General features: G+C 70.5%; 14 protein-coding genes. 5 read left to right on the top strand and 9 right to left on the bottom strand.

Annotation, left to right across the window (positions count from 1 at the left end):
- Nucleotides 1-301 precede the first annotated feature (301 nt).
- From UA74_RS18775 to UA74_RS18765, 3 genes are all read left to right on the top strand, one after another.
- On the top strand, nucleotides 302-1,315 hold the full coding sequence (locus UA74_RS18775) for a phytoene/squalene synthase family protein (RefSeq protein ID WP_198042775.1): 1,014 nt from the start codon (nucleotides 302-304) through the stop codon (nucleotides 1,313-1,315).
- Nucleotides 1,312-2,136: a polyprenyl diphosphate synthase gene (gene uppS / locus UA74_RS18770; protein WP_232237325.1), complete on the top strand. Its 825-nt coding sequence runs from the start codon at nucleotides 1,312-1,314 to the stop codon at nucleotides 2,134-2,136. Before UA74_RS18775 ends, uppS begins: the two co-directional genes overlap by 4 nt.
- A gap of 99 nt (nucleotides 2,137-2,235) precedes the next feature.
- Nucleotides 2,236-2,685: a nitroreductase/quinone reductase family protein gene (locus UA74_RS18765; RefSeq protein ID WP_075741432.1), complete on the top strand. Its 450-nt coding sequence runs from the start codon at nucleotides 2,236-2,238 to the stop codon at nucleotides 2,683-2,685.
- 478 nt (nucleotides 2,686-3,163) lie between these two features.
- Here UA74_RS18765 and UA74_RS18755 read toward each other — a convergent pair whose 3' ends face one another.
- From UA74_RS18755 to prcB, 3 genes are all read right to left on the bottom strand, one after another.
- Nucleotides 3,164-4,102, bottom strand: a complete 939-nt coding sequence (locus tag UA74_RS18755; RefSeq protein ID WP_075741430.1) for a transketolase family protein — start codon at nucleotides 4,100-4,102, stop codon at nucleotides 3,164-3,166.
- Entirely contained in the window at nucleotides 4,102-4,803 is a 702-nt protein-coding gene (locus tag UA74_RS18750) for a thiamine pyrophosphate-dependent enzyme (protein ID WP_075765017.1), read from the bottom strand. The genes UA74_RS18755 and UA74_RS18750 overlap by 1 nt, the downstream gene beginning before the upstream one ends.
- A gap of 334 nt (nucleotides 4,804-5,137) precedes the next feature.
- Nucleotides 5,138-5,926: a proteasome subunit beta gene (gene prcB, locus UA74_RS18745; RefSeq protein WP_075743969.1), complete on the bottom strand. Its 789-nt coding sequence runs from the start codon at nucleotides 5,924-5,926 to the stop codon at nucleotides 5,138-5,140.
- Between the two features lie 330 nt (nucleotides 5,927-6,256).
- Here prcB and UA74_RS18740 point away from each other — a divergent pair, with 330 nt between their 5' ends.
- Nucleotides 6,257-6,508 carry a PASTA domain-containing protein gene (locus tag UA74_RS18740; protein ID WP_075741428.1) on the top strand — a complete coding sequence of 84 codons (252 nt, stop codon included), beginning with the start codon at nucleotides 6,257-6,259 and terminating at the stop codon, nucleotides 6,506-6,508.
- Between the two features lie 222 nt (nucleotides 6,509-6,730).
- On the opposite strand, the gene UA74_RS18735 is transcribed toward UA74_RS18740, so the two are convergent.
- The 4 genes from UA74_RS18735 to UA74_RS18720 form a co-directional block, all read right to left on the bottom strand.
- On the bottom strand, nucleotides 6,731-9,067 hold the full coding sequence (locus UA74_RS18735) for a PQQ-dependent sugar dehydrogenase (protein ID WP_232237324.1): 2,337 nt from the start codon (nucleotides 9,065-9,067) through the stop codon (nucleotides 6,731-6,733).
- A gap of 574 nt (nucleotides 9,068-9,641) precedes the next feature.
- A complete protein-coding gene (locus UA74_RS18730; protein ID WP_157434295.1) occupies nucleotides 9,642-11,216 on the bottom strand; it encodes a DUF6239 family natural product biosynthesis protein in 1,575 nt (524 codons plus the stop codon).
- The gene (locus UA74_RS18725; RefSeq protein WP_075741426.1) at nucleotides 11,213-11,818 is read right to left on the bottom strand and encodes a hypothetical protein; all 606 of its coding nucleotides are present in this window, start codon (nucleotides 11,816-11,818) and stop codon (nucleotides 11,213-11,215) included. Before UA74_RS18725 ends, UA74_RS18730 begins: the two co-directional genes overlap by 4 nt.
- Before the next feature lie 303 nt (nucleotides 11,819-12,121).
- Complete coding sequence (locus tag UA74_RS18720) at nucleotides 12,122-13,273, bottom strand: carboxymuconolactone decarboxylase family protein (RefSeq protein ID WP_075741425.1); 1,152 nt, start codon at nucleotides 13,271-13,273, stop codon at nucleotides 12,122-12,124.
- Between the two features lie 78 nt (nucleotides 13,274-13,351).
- Between UA74_RS18720 and UA74_RS18715 the strand changes: the two genes are divergently transcribed.
- Complete coding sequence (locus UA74_RS18715) at nucleotides 13,352-13,789, top strand: winged helix-turn-helix transcriptional regulator (protein WP_075741424.1); 438 nt, start codon at nucleotides 13,352-13,354, stop codon at nucleotides 13,787-13,789.
- Here UA74_RS18715 and UA74_RS18710 read toward each other — a convergent pair.
- The gene (locus UA74_RS18710) at nucleotides 13,757-15,448 is read right to left on the bottom strand and encodes an FAD-dependent oxidoreductase (protein WP_075741423.1); all 1,692 of its coding nucleotides are present in this window, start codon (nucleotides 15,446-15,448) and stop codon (nucleotides 13,757-13,759) included. The genes UA74_RS18715 and UA74_RS18710 overlap by 33 nt on opposite strands.
- Nucleotides 15,445-16,014 carry a DUF5987 family protein gene (locus tag UA74_RS18705; RefSeq protein WP_404799945.1) on the bottom strand — a complete coding sequence of 190 codons (570 nt, stop codon included), beginning with the start codon at nucleotides 16,012-16,014 and terminating at the stop codon, nucleotides 15,445-15,447. The genes UA74_RS18710 and UA74_RS18705 overlap by 4 nt, the downstream gene beginning before the upstream one ends.
- Nucleotides 16,015-16,166 lie beyond the last annotated feature (152 nt).

Below are 16,166 nucleotides of genomic sequence, written 5' to 3'. Positions count from 1 at the left end.
GATGGCACGGTGTCCTTCTCGGGGTTCCGCCGGGGGTTCCTCCCCGGGTCCCTCTCGACGTCCCGACAGTGGGTGCGGGTCGGCGGGCGGGTCCTTCGGTGCCCCGGCTGATCTCTGCCCGTCCTCCGACCCGGTCGTCGCCCTGCCCCCTCTCCTGCGCTGCTCCCTTCCAGCCCGCCGTACCGGGCCCACCGGCGGGCGCCCCGGCCTGCCTGGTGTTCGTCGCCCGCTCTGACGTGACCACGAGAGCCCGGCTCGGTCATCCCCGAACTCTGTGAGGTCACCGACGATGGCGGTGCACATGGCACCTGTGAGGAGCGTCGATCCGGCACTCCGCGAGTCCTATGCGTTGTGTCGGCGGGTTCATGCGACGCACCGCCCGACCTACCTGGCAACCCGACTGCTGCTGCCGCCGTCGATCCGGCCGCACGCGCACGCCCTGGTGGCCTTCGTCGCCGCCAGCGATCGGGTCGCCGACGTCGGCGAGCTCCGCGTGCGCGAGCGTGCCTTTCGACGCTGGTCCGCCGCCTCGATGGACGAGCTCAGACGGGGCGAGAGCCGTCATCCGCTGCGCCGTGCGCTGATCAACACCAGCCGAGTCCACGATCTGCGGCCCGAGTTGTTCCTCCGGTTCCTGGAGGCGACCCGCGCGGATCTGACGGGTACCACCGAGTTCCCGACCTTCGAGGACCTCCGCCGTTTCCTGCGCGGTGTCTGCGGGACGGCCGCCGTCGCGGGCACCCGCCTGATGGGCAGACCCGATCCCGAACTGGAACGGCTGGCCCTGCTGACTGGGGAGGTGCATCACCTCATCGACATCTTCTGCGACTATCCGGAGGATCTGCCCCAGGGCCGGGTGTACGTGGCCGTGGAGGACATGAACCGGGTGGGCGTCGACCGGGCGACCCTGCGGCGAGGGATACCGAGCCGTGCGCTGGATGCGCTGGTCCGGCAGCAGGTGTGGCGTGCGCGCAGCCTGCATCGTGAATCGGTCGGGCTCGTCAGTCTCCTGCCGGTTCACTATCGCTCGTTCGCCCTGGCCGCGATGGAGATCCATGTCGAGTACCTCGACCTCGTGGAGCGAATGGGGTCCCGAGTGCTGCGTGACCGGGCCGCGGTGAGTCGCCCGAGGCTCGCGCGGCTCGCCTTGCCCCACCTCCTGTTCGGCGGAGGCCGGGTCCGCGCGGACAGCGGTCGATTCCCGCTGCTCGGCCGCGACAGCGCACGCGGAGCCAGGCCTCGTCACCTCGCGCCGGTGCATGACGGCTGGACCGTCCCGCCGCGGGGCCCCCTGCGTAAGGAGGACACCCCGTGAGCCTGCCCGCCGTGCCTGCGCCCGGCCCAGGGCGGCACCTGCCGCCGCCTGCCCATTCCTCCGGAGCACGGGCGCCGAGGATTCCGCCACACCGGCTGCCGCGACACGTCGCGATCATCATGGACGGCAACGGACGCTGGGCCGCAGGGCTGGGCGCGGCCCGCACCCGGGGGCATCGCAGCGGATCGCGAGCGATGATCGACGTCGTCGACGGGGCGCTGGAGGTCGGCCTTGCGCAGCTCAGCCTGTATGCGTTCTCCACGGAGAACTGGGGACGGCCCGCCGCCGAGGTCGACGGGATCATGCTGTTGTTGCACGAGGTGCTGCGGTCCAACCTCCGACGATGGCATGAGCAGGGCATCCGGGTGCTCTGGTCGGGCCGTCGTACCCGCGCTGCCGCCGGAATTCGCACCGAACTCGAGGCCGCCGAGTACCTCACCCGAGACAACGAGCTGCTGACCGTCGCGGTCTGCTTCGACTACGGCAGTCGCGCCGAGCTGCTCGACGCGGTCCGGCTGTTGGCCGTCGACGTCGCGACGGGGCGCGTCGAGCCCGTTGCACTCCAGGAGGAGGATCTCGCGGGCTACCTGTACCAGCCGGACATGTCGGAGATCGACCTGTTGGTGCGCACCGGAGGCGAGCAGCGCATCAGCAACTTCCTGTTATGGCAGGCGGCCTACGCCGAATTGATCTTCGAACAGACGCTGTGGCCGGACTTCGACCGCCGCGATCTGTGGCGTGCGGTGCAGGCCTACACCCGTCGGCAGCGCCGGTTCGGCGGGTCCGGAGCGGGTGATCCCGGTGTGACGGCGGCGGGGTGAGTCGGCGGCACTTCGCGATCACTGACGGCGGCGTGGTTGCGTCGGCGCTGCCTCGGATGCCCGGCGCGCGAGCAGACCGGGGCGGGCTAGCGTTGATGTGTGAATGCACAACGAGTCCTGCAGTGGATCACCTCGGCGCATCAGACGGTCTATCAACGCACGGACGGTCGGCTGGGCCACCGGCTGCTGACCCGGCCGACCCTGCTGCTGACCACCACGGGACGTCGCAGCGGAATGCCCCGCACGGCGTGCCTGGTGTACGCGAAGGACGGCGAGGACCACCTCGTGGTGGCCTCCAACTGGGGGTCCGAGCGCGCCCCGGCCTGGCTCCACAACCTGCGGGCCGCACGGCGATCGGAGATCCAGGTGGCGCGGCGGCGGACGGCGGTCACCGCCGAGGAGTGCTCGCCGGACCACCCCGACCATCCGCGGCTGTGGGAGATCGTCAATCGAGTCAATCGGGACCTCTACCGGCAGTATGCGAAGAAGCTGCGTCGTCCGCTGTCGGTGATCCGGCTGACTCCCGTGACCGGTGCGGCGCACGACTGAGCCTGCCGACGCTGTCGACCGGCAGGCTGCATCAGACGTGACCTCGGCGTAGCCGGGCGGCTCGCGACGTCCTCGTTCACCAGGCGCGGCATCGTGCGTCGCGCCGGCCTGCTACGGATCGGCCCGCGCCGAGGTCCTGCGCACGGCGTCGGTCACCCTCGCCTGGCAGCAGGAGAGGGGCGTCGATCGGCGTCCAGGCGCGCGGACGCGGGCACTCCGACCGGAGCCCGCTCGGCGTTCGGTGTCCTGGGGCGAGATCCGGCGCGGGACGCCGTTGTCGTCGGCGCCATGGTTCAGCTGATCCGTGGGAGTACGCCCGCGGATCAGCCCAGCGCGCGACCGTCGCCGCACCTTGTCCACGACCACGTCGATCTCGCCGCTGGCCGGGCCGTCCGCCGGGGCCGCCGCCATGACCGGCAGCCGACCGGCAGGCCCGATCAGTCAGCCCGGTCTGCCCGTGCCGCTGCGTCCCTTCCGATCAGTCCAGCTCGGTCACGAACGCGGTGACGGCCCGGCGCAGCCCTGCTTCGTCGATCCCATGCACCGCGTCGTGCTCGGCCGGGGTCCCATACCGGCGCAGCTCGTCCCGGCCGACGCCGAGCCCCAGGACCCGGTGCCGCACGCCGCGCAGCGCCTCGGCGACCACTGCGGAGGATGTGCCGCGCAGATAGGGCTCGATGATCACGACGTCGGGAGTGTCGAGTGTCGCGCGCAGCGTCTCGGCGTCGAAGGGCCGGACCGTGGCCGCGTAGAGGACGGTGACGTCCAGGCCTGCCGTGGCCGCCAGGGTGCGGTCGGCAAGCGGTCCCACCGCGATCACCGTGGCTCGCGAGCCACGCCGCAGCACTCGCAGCCGCCCGTCGGCGCCGCCGAGCGGCCGGGCGTTGCCGTCCGATGCCAGCCGCAGATAGATCCGATCGTCGCCCGGCAGCGCCGCACGCAGCAGTGCCTCGGCCTCGTCCGGGTGGCCCGGCACGTGCACGGTCCAGCCTGCGAGCGTGTCGAGCAAGGCCACGTCGCGATGGCCGAAGTGCGTCTCGCCGCCCTTCGGCCAGTCGTAGGAGGCGCCCGCACTGACGAGCACGGCACCGACGTCTTGGTGCCCGAGGTCGAGCTTGACCTGCTCCCACGGACGTTCGATGAGGAAGGACGGGAAGGTGTGCACGATCGGCCGCATGCCCGCGAGCGCGAGCCCGCCCGCGACCCCGATCAGCAGCTGCTCGCGGATTCCGACGTTGACGATGCGGTCGGCGATCGGTGGCGGCGCCTCCGCCAGATAATTCACGCCGATCTCGGCGAGCACGGCCGCCAGCCGGTCGTCTTCGGCGAGCAGTCGGGGGAGCAGCCGAGAGAAGCGTTCCCGCTGATTCTCGGTGGGCGTGGCGGGGTCGGCAGCGGTCGTGGCCTGGGCACTCATCAGGACTCCTTGGACTCGACGTGGGCGACGACGACGTGCGGTCGGTCGCCGGGTGCGGCGGCGAAGGCGCGCTCCAGCGCGTCGTGGTCGTGCCCGTCGGCGTCGTGTGTCGACCAGCCTTCGACGGCGAACCGAGCGGCGATCCCGCCCGGCCAGCCCGCCGAGGCGGAGGCGTTGTCGATGACCACCGCCGTCAGGTTGCCGAGGTTCCGGCGACCCGCGACCTGGATCGCCTCCGCGTTGCTGCCCTCCTCCAGCTCGGCGTCACCGACGAGGACGACGACGGCGCACCGGGCCCGTCCGGTCATGCGCAGCCCGAGCGCCGTGCCGACGGCCAGCCCCATGCCGTGGCCCAGCGATCCGGAGCTGATCTCGACGCCGGGGACCAGGGTGCGATCCGGGTGATAGCCCAGCGGCGAGTCGAAGCCGCCGAAGCCGCGGAGGTCGTCGACGGCGAGGAAGCCCTTCGCGGCCAGCACCGCGTAGTACGCCATCGGGCCGTGTCCCTTGGACAGCAGGAAGCGATCGCGGTCGGGATCGTCGAGACGATCGGGTGCCACCCGCAGAATCCGGTCGTACAACACCCAGATGGCGTCCAGCGTCGAGGTGGCGCTGGCGTCGTGCTTCTCGTCTCCCGTCATCAGGGTCAGCAGGGCGGGCAGATCCTCGTAGTCGTGTGGAGATCCGTTCGGTGAACTCATGCGGCCAGCATTCAACCTCAAGAATGGTTCAGGTCAAGGGAACTCACCGGAAAGAGGGGCGGCGGAGTCTCGGCGAAGTCGACGGTGCCGGGCACGGCGATGTGTGCGTCGCGCGGGCCGGTCCCGCCGCCCGACTTCGGCCGACGTCGGAGCGTCAGCGGCCGCCGACGTGACCACGGCAGGCGGCGGCCGACGGTGGCGAGCCGGACACCGGAGGGACCACATCCCCGGCTCGGCCGCACCGCCGAACCACCGGAAGCCGCGTGCCGAAGAGATCACGTGCGGCCGCGAGTCCCGCCTGCCCCGGCGTCGCCGAACGCGACGCAGCCTCGGATCAGTCGCTCGACGGCGTGGCGAGGGCGATCAGCTCGTCCTCGGGGATCTCCGCGTAGCCGTCCTCGGTGATGGCGGCGACGACGGGATAGCGCCCGCCCGCCGCGTCCGGTCCGCCGGTGGCCGTGTCGTCGTCGGCGGCGTCCACCAGCGACTCCACCGCGATGCGCGCCGCCTCGTCGCGGGACAGACCCGGCCGGTACAGCTTCTTGAGCGAGCTGAGGGCGAACTGGCTGCCCGACCCCGCGCCGCCGAAGTCGCTCTTCTCCGATCTGGACCCGGTGATGTCGAAGGTGAAGATCCGGCCCGCCGCCTCATGATGGTCCCAGCCCGCGAACAGCGGCACCACGGCGAGCCCCTGCATGGCCTGCGCCAGGTTGCCGCGCATCATCACCGAGATGCGGTTGACCTTGGCGGGCAGGCTCAGCGCGACGCCTTCGATCTTCTCGTAGTGCTGGAGTTCCACCTGGAACAACGCCACCATCCGCGTGGCGACGCCGACCGTGCCTGCGAAGGCGATGCCGGAGTGGCTGTCGGCGGGCTCGATCTTGCGCAGGTCGCGCTGGGCGATGAGGTTGCCCATCGTGGCCCGGCGGTCGCCCGCCATGATCACGCCGTCGCGATAGTGCAGCGCGAGCACGGTCGTGCCGTGTCGATACGACTCGTCGACCGAGGCGGCCTGATGCTGCGGCAGCGACTGCGGGGCATGCTCCCGCACCAGCTGGTAGAACGACGTTCCGCCGATCGACATCAGCGCGGTCTGCGGGTCCGAGAACCCCTGCGGTGCCATCGGCGTCACGGCCTGTCCTCTCGTTCGAAGCTCGCAGGCACGACGTGCACTCGCGCGGGTGTGAGCAGTGTCGAAGACCGTGATCACCGTATCGTCACGGCCCGACGGACACCAGCGCGCAGGCAGGCATCGTGCGGGGCGCCGCAGGTCGCCCGCCGGGGATCATCCGGCGTCGCCTGCCCGCCTCGATCCACCTCGGGCAGGCGCGCGCAGCGGCCCCGGCCTGCCGGGCGGCGGAGGCGCCCAGCGCCGACCGGCGGCGTGGATTACCCGAGATGGTCCCTGCCGACGGCAGCCGATTCGCGGGAGTCTCATCCTGGGAGGTGGTACATGACACAGCCGCGCCCCGACGCGACGCGGGCCGAGGTGCCCGGCCTCGTCGGTCGCACCGTGCCCATGGCGATCGCGCTCGGCCACGACGCCGGGCTGGTGGTCACGGCCGCCGATCTCGACGGTCCGCCGCTGACCGTCCTGGCCTGGCCGGGCGTCTGGGTCGTCACCGCGCAGGAGCCAGGGCCGGGCACGCTGCTGCGCAGGGGATCGATCGTCGTGGTCGAGTTCCAGAAGGAGGCCGACGCGTAGGCCCTGCCTCGCCCGCGCGCTGCCGGGGACCCCGGCTGCCCGTACCGGTCCGGCCCTTCTCCGGCGGGCTCCGACGTCGGACTCGAGCCGATCAGGGCCGGACGCGCGCCCTGCGCGCCGGACGCCGGAGGGGCCCCGCGTGGGCAGGACCCCTCCGGTCGGTGTCGACGGACACCGTGCCGGGTCGTCGTCGCCCCGGCCGCGTCTCTCGGCTCGATCGCCTCAGTGGTGCAGGAAACGCCGATACTGCTGGGCGATCGTGGCGCCGGACGCCGCCGTGTCCAGGAACATCAGCGAGTCCATCCGACAGTCGCACGGATTGCGCTCCCGATCGTTCTGCGGGAAGCTGCCGCCGATCTTGAGCCCGCGCGGATTGGTTGCCGAGGTGCCCGTTCCGTCGACCTCCCACGGATCGCCCGGATTCGTGTAGAACCCGCGCAGCGGCTTTCCGTTGCGATAGAGCGCCATCGTGCCTCGGGTGTAGTCGAACGTCGCCGCCAGATGCACCCATTCGTCCTGCGGGAGCAGTTCACGCCAGTCCTGACTGGCGGCGAAGGTCTGCGAGGCCCCGCCGTCGATGCGCCTGCCCAGGGCGACCAGCCGCAGTTCGCCGTCCACGTCGATCAGCTCCAACAGGGCCCGGACCTCGTGACCGTCGGAGGTCCCGCTGAGAATGCCCGCCAGGCCGACGGCGTTGTAGTAGTCGTCCGGGTCGGTGGTGTTCGAGTCCGGCGCGGGGTTCTCGCCGGTCATCTTGAACCAGCCCATCACCGTCGCGCCCTCGGTGCCGTTGAACGCGTCGAAGGACGCCACGCCTTCGGGGCCGTCGTCCCAGATCCCGGCCTTCCAGTCGTCGTTGCCCGCGTTCTCCGGGTCGATCTGTCCGACCTGGATCGCATTGTTGCTGCCGGGGAACGCACCGTCGGCCACCCGCATGTCTTCCCCGCCGTTGATGAGCGTCAGCAGGGTGTTCGAGGAGCCGAGGTCGCTCTCCCGCGCGCCGTCGACCGCGAAGGGGTACTCGAAGTCGTAATGGGCCACGAGGTTCTGCTGGACGCGGCCGGTGACCTCCGAACCGGGGCCCTGCCTGGTGTCGACGACCCGCCAGATCGTGCCGTTGGACTTGGCGAGCAGATAGAGGTCGCGGTTCGAGTCGATGCCGAAGCGCAGGTCCACCCGGCCGTCCCCGACGAAGTCGGTCATCCGCAGCCGGTTTCCGTCGGTGTCGAACAGCCGCAACTCGTGCAGGGGTGCCCGTTCCTCGCCGCGACGCATCTCGTCGACCTCGGTGTAGAAGACCTTGCCGTCGACCAGGTCGCCGAAGATGTACTTGCCGCGCAGGCGGGGCAGGTCCGTTCCGCGATACACCTGACCGCCGGAGATCGCGTGTCCGCTGTCGGAGTCACAGGGCCAGTTCGCGGGCGGATCGTGGTCGTAGGCGGCCACGGGATAGACGTAACCGAACTCCGCGTCGTTCTCGGGCAGCGGGTAGAGGTAGCACTGGTCCTCGCGGCGGTACTCGTAGTTCCCCTCGCGCCTGCTCCAGCCGAAGTCGTCGCCCGCCTGCACCTCGTACACCGCCTCGATGGCGTGCTGGCCGATGTGGCCGAGGTACATCGCGTGGTCGCCCTCGGGGTCCCAGGTGAAGCGGTGCGGGTCGCGCATCCCGATGGCGTAGATCTCGCCGAGCGCGTCGGCGGTGTCGACGAAGGGGTTGGCGGCGGGGATGCCGTACTGTCCGTTCGGGCCGTCGGTGCCCGCCGGGTCGATGCGCAGGATCTTGCCTGCGGGATTGTCCATCTCCTGCGCGACGTCGGAGCGCACGCCGAGGCCGCCGTCACCGACCGCGAGGTACAACAGGCCGTAGTCCTCGTCGCCCGGCTTCGCGGTGGTGTTGAAATCGATCTGCTGAACGGCGTGGATATAGGTGGCGAAGCCGAAGCGGAAGATCTCCCGCTGCGTTCCGGTGAACTCGTTCGAGGTCGGATCGTCGGCGGTCCACTCGGTGACGACGCTCTGCACGACCGAGTTCGGCTGGTTCGGGTAGGTCGGTTCCTCGTTCTCGATCGCCTCCTCGTTCTCGCTGTGCACCGTGTAGAAGACGCCGTTGTCGGCGAACTCGGGGTGGAAGGTGACGAAGCCGAAGCCGCTGCCCATGCCGCGACCCGAGAAGAAGTGCTCGAATCGCTCGGCGAAGTCCAGATAGACGTGCTGGTCCGCATCGTCGACGAGGTAGAGCGGCCCGTTGAGATCGGGCACGTACATTCGTCCCGACTCGTCGGGCACCTCGCCGATGAAGTTGATCCGGTTGTGCCGGATCAGTCGGGGGTCGGTCGCGGGCGGCGTCGCCTCCGACTCCGGGAGCTGCACGTACTCCTCGAGGACCAGACCGAGCCGGGACCGGATCGGGTCCTCGGGAATCGGGTCCGTGATCGCTTCGTCGGTCGAGGCGGCGGTGGTCGACGTCGGGCTGACGCCCGTCGCCGTCGCCGGCGCGGGCAGGGTCGCCGTGACCGCCATCGCGGTCAGCACGGGGACCCACCATCTGCGCTTGCCCACTGTTGAACTCCATCCCTGCCGTTGGTGTTGGTCGACGCCGGTGGCGGTCAACACGGTCCGAGCCTTCGAGAACCGGCACCCGCCTACGCGATCCGGTGCGGAGCGCGATCGACGGACCCCTCTGGTCTGGACGAAGGCATGTCAGGACGTCCGCGGTCCACCGCCGATGTTCGGGTCTGGGTGAACCTCGGTCGGTGCCGCGGAGGTGATCGGGAATCTCCTTGTTCGGGGTGCTGTCACGATTCCAGTAAGCGCTTTCCCGGGGGGCGCATTTCCACCATAGGGAATGCTCCTTGCCGTGGCAAGCATGGCGGAACAGTCGGTCGTACCGGCCTCGTGAGCGGCACCTCTGCCGCCTCGGAATTCGATGGATCCCGCTGCGGAATTATCTCAGGCGCTGAACGAACAGCGTGCCGACGAAGCCGATCGTCCGATATCACCGAGACCATTCACGATGGCCGTATTCGCAATTCTCCGGCCGGGCCCTTCGACGATGCGCGGCCCCACCTCGTCGGATCGGGCGGGACGGCGCTCCGCCTGGCAGGCCCGACCCGCAGGCCGACCGATCGCGGTCCTACCGAGGCGTGGGCTGCGAGTCCGAGCCTGCGTCCGGGTCCGGGTCGGAGACGACGGCCACGACGGTCGGGTGCAGCCACCCCGGCTGATCGGGGCCGGGCACACCCGATGTGTCGCTCATCCGGTACCGCTCGTTCGTCGGCGTGGCCGGATGTCTGACCGCGGTGAGCCATCGATCCAACCCGACGGCGGTGGGCGCGGCCGGGCGGAAGTCACGGGGCAGGGCCAGCAGATGGCGGTGGAACACCGGGTCCTCCGGCCGGTACCGGAGCGGGAAGATCTGCTCGACCTCGGTCGAGAGCAGCTCCCAGGTCACCAGCCACGGGGCGAGGTGTCGCAGGCGGGTCGGTTCGGGCTCCATCGCCCGCAGCGTCGCAGCGGCCCGAGCCCATCCCGCCACGACCACGACGTCGGTGACCGAGGACGTGAGTTCGTCGTGGACCGCCACCCCGTGCCGGGCGGCCTGCTCGCGCACGACCCGCTCGGCCTCCTCGGCGCGGGGAGAGTCGTCGGAGACGATGCTCACTGCGCGACCCGCCAGGGCGGCCGTGAGTCCGCGTAGCACCGCCGCGTCCTGGGTCGACAACGCAGATGCAGGCCAGGGCACCTCGACTCGGGGATCGATCAGCGCCTGTCCGAGCACTGCGCTCACGTACTCCGGCGCATCGGGGTCGCGTAGGTCGGCACCGTCCCACTGCTGATCGCCCGGGTCGATCGACACCGCCCCGACTCGCTCGCCGACCTGCACGCGAAGTCGGTCCCGCCCCTCGCCGAGTTCGAGCAGGGCCCAACCGCCCGGCGCCCCCGGCCGCGCCGTGGCACGGACCATCGTGGACGGTGACGTCCCGACCGAGACGTCGGCCGACCCCACGTGCACGAGGTTCCGCCCCGGTCGGTGCGGCACGATCAGCAGGTCTACTCCTCGGCCGTCGACCGAGGCGGTGGCGAGCAGCGGCTCGCCGGTCAGGGGAGCGTCGAGCCGACCGAGCACGACCACCTGCGCCGTCCCCGCGAGCAACGCGATCGCCGCCACGATGCCCGTGACTCGGACGAGCGCCGCCGACCTGCGGCCGGTGGGCGTGCAGACCACCAGCCAGGCGACGGCGGCGAACGCCGCGAGCACCGCCGTGTCGGTCGTGGCATCGGGCGGGTCGACGGCGGCGAACAGGCCTGCGGCATGGGCCGCCACGGCTGCCGAGGTCGTGACCAGCAGCGCGGCCGACGTGAGCCGGGGCAGCCCCGGCCGGGTTCGGGAGAAGGCCAGGGACACCGGCGCGCCGAGGCAGACCAGGACGAGGAACGCCATCGGGTCGGGAATCCACGAGGCATCGGTGAACAACAGCGAGAGAATCCCGCCGAGCGCCGCCGTCGTGGCCAGCGCCGTCGTGCCTCGTCGGTCCAGCCGCGAGGCGGGCCGGAGCAGCGCCGCTGCCGCGGCGACGATCGTCGTCGCCAGCAGTGCGATGGTCAGCCCCAGCTGGCCTGCGGGCGTCTGCGCACCGACGCCGTGGCCGTGTCCGCCGACCGCTGCCGCCAGGTGTGCGGCTGCGGCAGGCAGCGGCGCGCCGGTCACGCCGAGGTCCGCCCCGCCGACGTGCGGTCTCGTCCGGCGGGCGGATGGGCGCAGCTGCACTGCATCGCCGACCGCTCCGACTCCGTCGCCCGTCGGTGCAGCACCATCGCCACCACCATCGGCGCGAACACGATGGCGTTGTAGAGCAGATGCAGCTCCACCCTCGGTATCAACAGCTGGATCATGCTGGTCGGAACCGGCTTGCCGAGCAGGTAGGTGCCGCTCCAGGCCTGGAGCAGCAGCAGGAGATGTTCGATGTGATGCCAGAACTGAATGCCGAGTGCGATTGCCCACCACGTGCGTGCTCGCCCGGTGAAACCATGTCGCAGCATGAAGAATGCGACGATCATGACCAAGGCGAATCCATAGTGGAGCAGCTCGGACTGCACCAGCCAGGGAAACACCAGGCCTAACGCGCCGCCTGCCTCCGGTATCGGCCAGTCCCACAGATAGATCTGCGCGGCCTGCGTGATGTGCTCCACCCAGTGCAGGAGGACCACGAGGCCGTAGGCCGCCAGCGCGGCACCGTGCCATCTCGTGTTGAGGGATTCCAGCAGGCTTCCCGGTTCGGGAATCCGCCTACGCATCGTCGACGTCGACACCCTGTTCCTCCTGACTCGTCGGTACGGGCAGCGGATTCTCTCCCGGTTGCGACTTTGCCTCACCGCCGACCATGTTCGCACCGCATCGAAGCCGATTCGGATGGCGGCCTTCGATCGGCTGTGTTCGGTCGATCGAGCGCTTTCGACGAATAGGCCGACGTTCTCATCGGCTCGTCTCACCGTAGTCTCGTCGGACTGCGGAAATGAAGTACTCGGCCACTTTTCGGACCGCAGTGCGCATTCTGCGAGAGGCCTCTTCTTTGAGAGTGCGCACTGTGTCCGCCGCGTTGCGATGTTCGTGCGTCAGTGTGCATCGCGGTCGTTCGTGCTCCCCGCCCGGCCTTGCCGCTGCGTGCGGGCACCCGATCGATCGGCGGGGTCCCGCGAGACGTCGATGCCGTCGTTCATCCAGGAGCCGACCCGCCGGGCGGCGGCGAAACTCGCCCAGGCGACGACGTCGACGATCGTGGCGTCGTCGGCGCCGTGTCGCCGCAGGCCTGCCACCACCGACGTGTCCACCTGGTAGGAGGAGAAGGCGACGAGCAGCGCCAGCAGCCCGGCGGGTCGGGCCGTTCTCGGCAGGTCCGCGACGCGGTCGAGCGCCCAGGCGCGGCTCAGCCCGCGCGGCTCGCCGCGCCAGGCGGTCAGCTCGGCGACGACGAGTGCCCGCACGGGCTCGGGCACGGATCTGACGCCCGCCCGGTCCATCTCGGCGGCGGCGCGGGCCAGTGCGTCGGCCGTCGACCGGGCGCCTGCGGCCCACGACAGGTCCGGTGCCAGCGGTGCCCTGGGCAGCAGCGGGAGCGACCGGCCCGGCTCGCATCGCCCGCCCGCGGTGGCGCCGAGGTACCGGCTGAGCATCCTGCCCAGCCCGGCACGCAGGCCGGGACTCGTCCCGGGCAGGGCGGACTCGTCGAGGAACACGTTGACGACCCGATTGACGTAGTGGAACGCCACCGCGACGCCGATCAGCTCGGGTCCGTGGGAGGCGGGGAACGGGACGGGGTGCCCAGGAGGCTCCGGCGCGGTCCCGGCCGTGCGGGCCCATTCGGCGATGCGTCCTAGACGATCGTCGTCGACCTCGGCCAGTCGATCGGCGGCGATGGCCTCTCCCGTCGTGCCTGCCCCCAGCCCGCGCAGGGTCGTGCTGTGCACCTCCACGCAGTACGGACAGGTGTTGCTCAGTGACACCGCCGCCGCGACCGCCTCCTTGGCGGTCCGGTCGACGAGTCCCGCGGCCAGCAGCGTCTCGCGGAGCAGCACCCAGGACGCGGCCAGGACGGTCGGGGAGGGGGAGTGCAGCGCGATCGGCGGTGCCAGCAGCCCGAAGTCTCGCTCCACCTCCCGGTAGACGTCGGCGACCAGGCCGACGGCGGCGGACGGCCGAACCGGACTGACGTGTCTCGTCCGGCTCAATGATCTGCGTAAGGCCGATCGGATGAGTGCTCCGGCCATCGTCGCCTCCTTAGTTTCGTCAAGCAACTCACTTGGTGCGACAGCGAGAGATCCTCGACCATTGTTAGCATCGATCTAGTGCTGCGACGGACGTACGACCAGCGTTGCTCGGTAGCCCGCACTCTGGAGGTGGTGGGCGAACGCTGGACCCTGCTCGTCGTCCGAGAGGCACTGCACGGGGTGACCCGGTTCGATCGATTCCTCGATCACCTCGCGATCGCCAGGAACGTCCTGACCGATCGCCTCAATCGCCTGGTGGCTCACGGTGTGCTGAATCGGGTCCAGTATCAGGATCGGCCGGTGCGGCACGAGTACCGCATCACGGCCAAGGGACGGGAACTCGCCACTCTGCTCACGGCGTTGATGGAATGGGGCGATCGACATCTCTCCGACGAGTCGGGCCCGCCTCGCGTCACCGAGCACGTCGTGTGCGGCGGCCACGTGGTGACCATGCTGAACTGTGAGACCTGCGGTCGCCCGGTCTCACCCGGCGACGTGACCACCCGGCCGCGCTGAGCCGGTCTCGCCGAGCAGCAGGGCGGCCGAGGACGCCGTCGCGGTCCGCCCGCTCGTCGCCCCGTCCGGCGACGGAGCGCCGTAGGTCACCGGAACGCCGCGTTCGCGGGCCGCGCGGACGATGCCGGGGACGGCGCGCTCGGCCAGCGCCGCGATGGTCAGCGCCGGGTTGACCGTCAACGCGCCGGGCACCGCGGAGCCGTCGGTGACGAAGATGCCCGGATGCCCGCGCAGCTCGTGTCGGTCGTCCAGTGCCGAGGTCGCCGGATCGTCACCGAGGCGACACGATGCCAGCGGGTGGACGGTGTAGGCCCCGACGACGTCGTTGGTCCAGGGCATCACGGTCGACAGGCCGTCCTTCTCCATGATCCGCTTGATCTCCGCGTCCGACTGCGCCCAGCCGCGCAGGGTGTTCGCCGTCGGCCGGTAGCTGATGGTGCCCCGGCCCAGCATCTGCTGGGAGATCCGGTAAGCGTTGCCGGTGGGCGGTGGCGCCCCGAAGACACCCTCGTTGTCGTCCTCGGTCATCGCGAAGATCGTGAGCCACGACGGCCAGCGGCGCAGCAGCTCCTTCTTCTTCGGACCGAACCAGGTGGCACCCGTCGGGTCCGGCGTCTGCGCCAGGATCGTGCCGAGGCCGGGCGGGAAGTAGAGCTGCTCCAGGGAGAAACGGGAATACTCGGGCCGGGTGCCGTCGAGGTCGTCCCAGCTCGCCACCGCAGGTCCTCGGCCGATCTGGTTCGCCGCGTAGACCCGGCCGTCCGGCCGGGAGAGGTCGAACAGCTCCCCCGCGCGATCCTCGTCGATGACGGCGGTGTTGAGCCGCTCCCCGTTGCCGGAGAAGTAGCGTCCGACCGCGTGCGGCATCGGGCCGAGCGTCGCCTCGGAGCGTTGCAGGATCGTCGGCGTCGCGCCCGCACCCGCCGCGAGCACGACGATCGCGGCGTCGATCGTGCCGCTGCCGGTGGTGATCCGGTAGTCCTCGGCGTCGATCGTGTCGTAGTGCACGCGGTAGCCGCCGTCCTCGTTCCTGGCGAGACGCTGGACCTCGTGCAGCGGTCGGATCTCGGCGCCGTGGGCGACGGCGGCGGGCAGATAGTTCAGCAGCAGAGACCGTTTGGCGTCGAAACGGCAGCCTGCCATCATCCAGTTGCAGTTGGTGCACAGCGTCGTGTCGATGGCGATCGGCACGGGATTGGCGGTGCGGCCCGCATGCGAACAGGCCGCACCGAAGAGCCCGCCTGCGTAGCTGACGTCGTCCCAGGTCTGCCTGGTCACCGGCAGCGCCTCGCAGACCCGGTCGTACCACGGGTCGAGGCTGTCTCGGGTGATCGCGGCGGGCCACATGCGGCGTCCGATGCCGCCGTGGCGTTCGAAGGCGAAGCGGGGGGCTCTCGGCATCGCCGCGAAGTACACGACGCTGCCGCCCCCGACACAGTTGCCGCTCAGCAGGCTCATTCCGTCACCGACGACGAAGTCGAACACCCTGGTGTAGGAGGAGCCGAGCTTGAAGTCGTGGTCGAAGTCGGTGCCCTGCAACCAGGGCCCGCGTTCGAGCACCACCACCTTCGCCCCGCCCGCCGCCAGGTGATACGCGGTGACGGCGCCGCCGAATCCACTGCCGATCACGAGGACGTCGGTGCGCTCCATGCTGGTCATGCCGGACTCCCTGAGGGGCTCGTGTCGGGGTGGGTGGCGGCGGGCGTGCCGCCGTAGCTGTGGTCCCGGAAACGCCAGAGGCCGTCGGTGTCGGGGCGGGCGTAGCCGATGATCGACAGTCCGGGGTGTTCACGGGCGAAGGCGTCGGCGGTGTGCAGGTGCGCTGCGGTGTCGAAGGCCATGTTGCTGAGCATCGCGAGCGCGACCCAACCGTCTCGCTCGCCGTTGTCCGGCGCGGTCAGCCGCAGCATGAGGGCGGCCCGGTCGGCATAGGGCAGCGCGACGAAGGCGGGCACCGCGTCGTCGAGCTCCCGACCGTGTTCCAGGGCGAAGCGGCCCGCGTGGTCGTTCAGCAGGCCCGCCAGCGCCTCCAGCGCCGTCGCGAATCCGCTTGCCGGGTCGCTCAGGAGCTCGAGTGCGCCCGAGGCGACCGCGCCGCCGCCGCTGGCGACTCCCGCCACGGCCAGGTCGTCGGGCGACCGTTTCTCGCCGGGGACGATCGTGTCCGCGAACGCCTCCATGGTCGTCGTCGTGATCTGTTCCACAGTCCACTTCTCGGGCGTCACACCATCTCCTCCTCCGTGGTCCGCGAGAGCCGAGGAGAGCGCGATCCAGCTCGGTACTACGCGGCGGCGAATCGCCTTTCACTGGTCCGTTCGTTCATGCAATCGACTGGTCGACAGCGGACGTCGGAGCTATTCCGGGTAGCAGCGTCACG

The organism is Actinoalloteichus fjordicus (assembly GCF_001941625.1).
Lineage (GTDB): Bacteria > Actinomycetota > Actinomycetes > Mycobacteriales > Pseudonocardiaceae > Actinoalloteichus_A > Actinoalloteichus_A fjordicus.
Note: the sequence above shows the minus strand (reverse complement) of the source record. Positions and strands in the feature narration are given on the sequence as shown.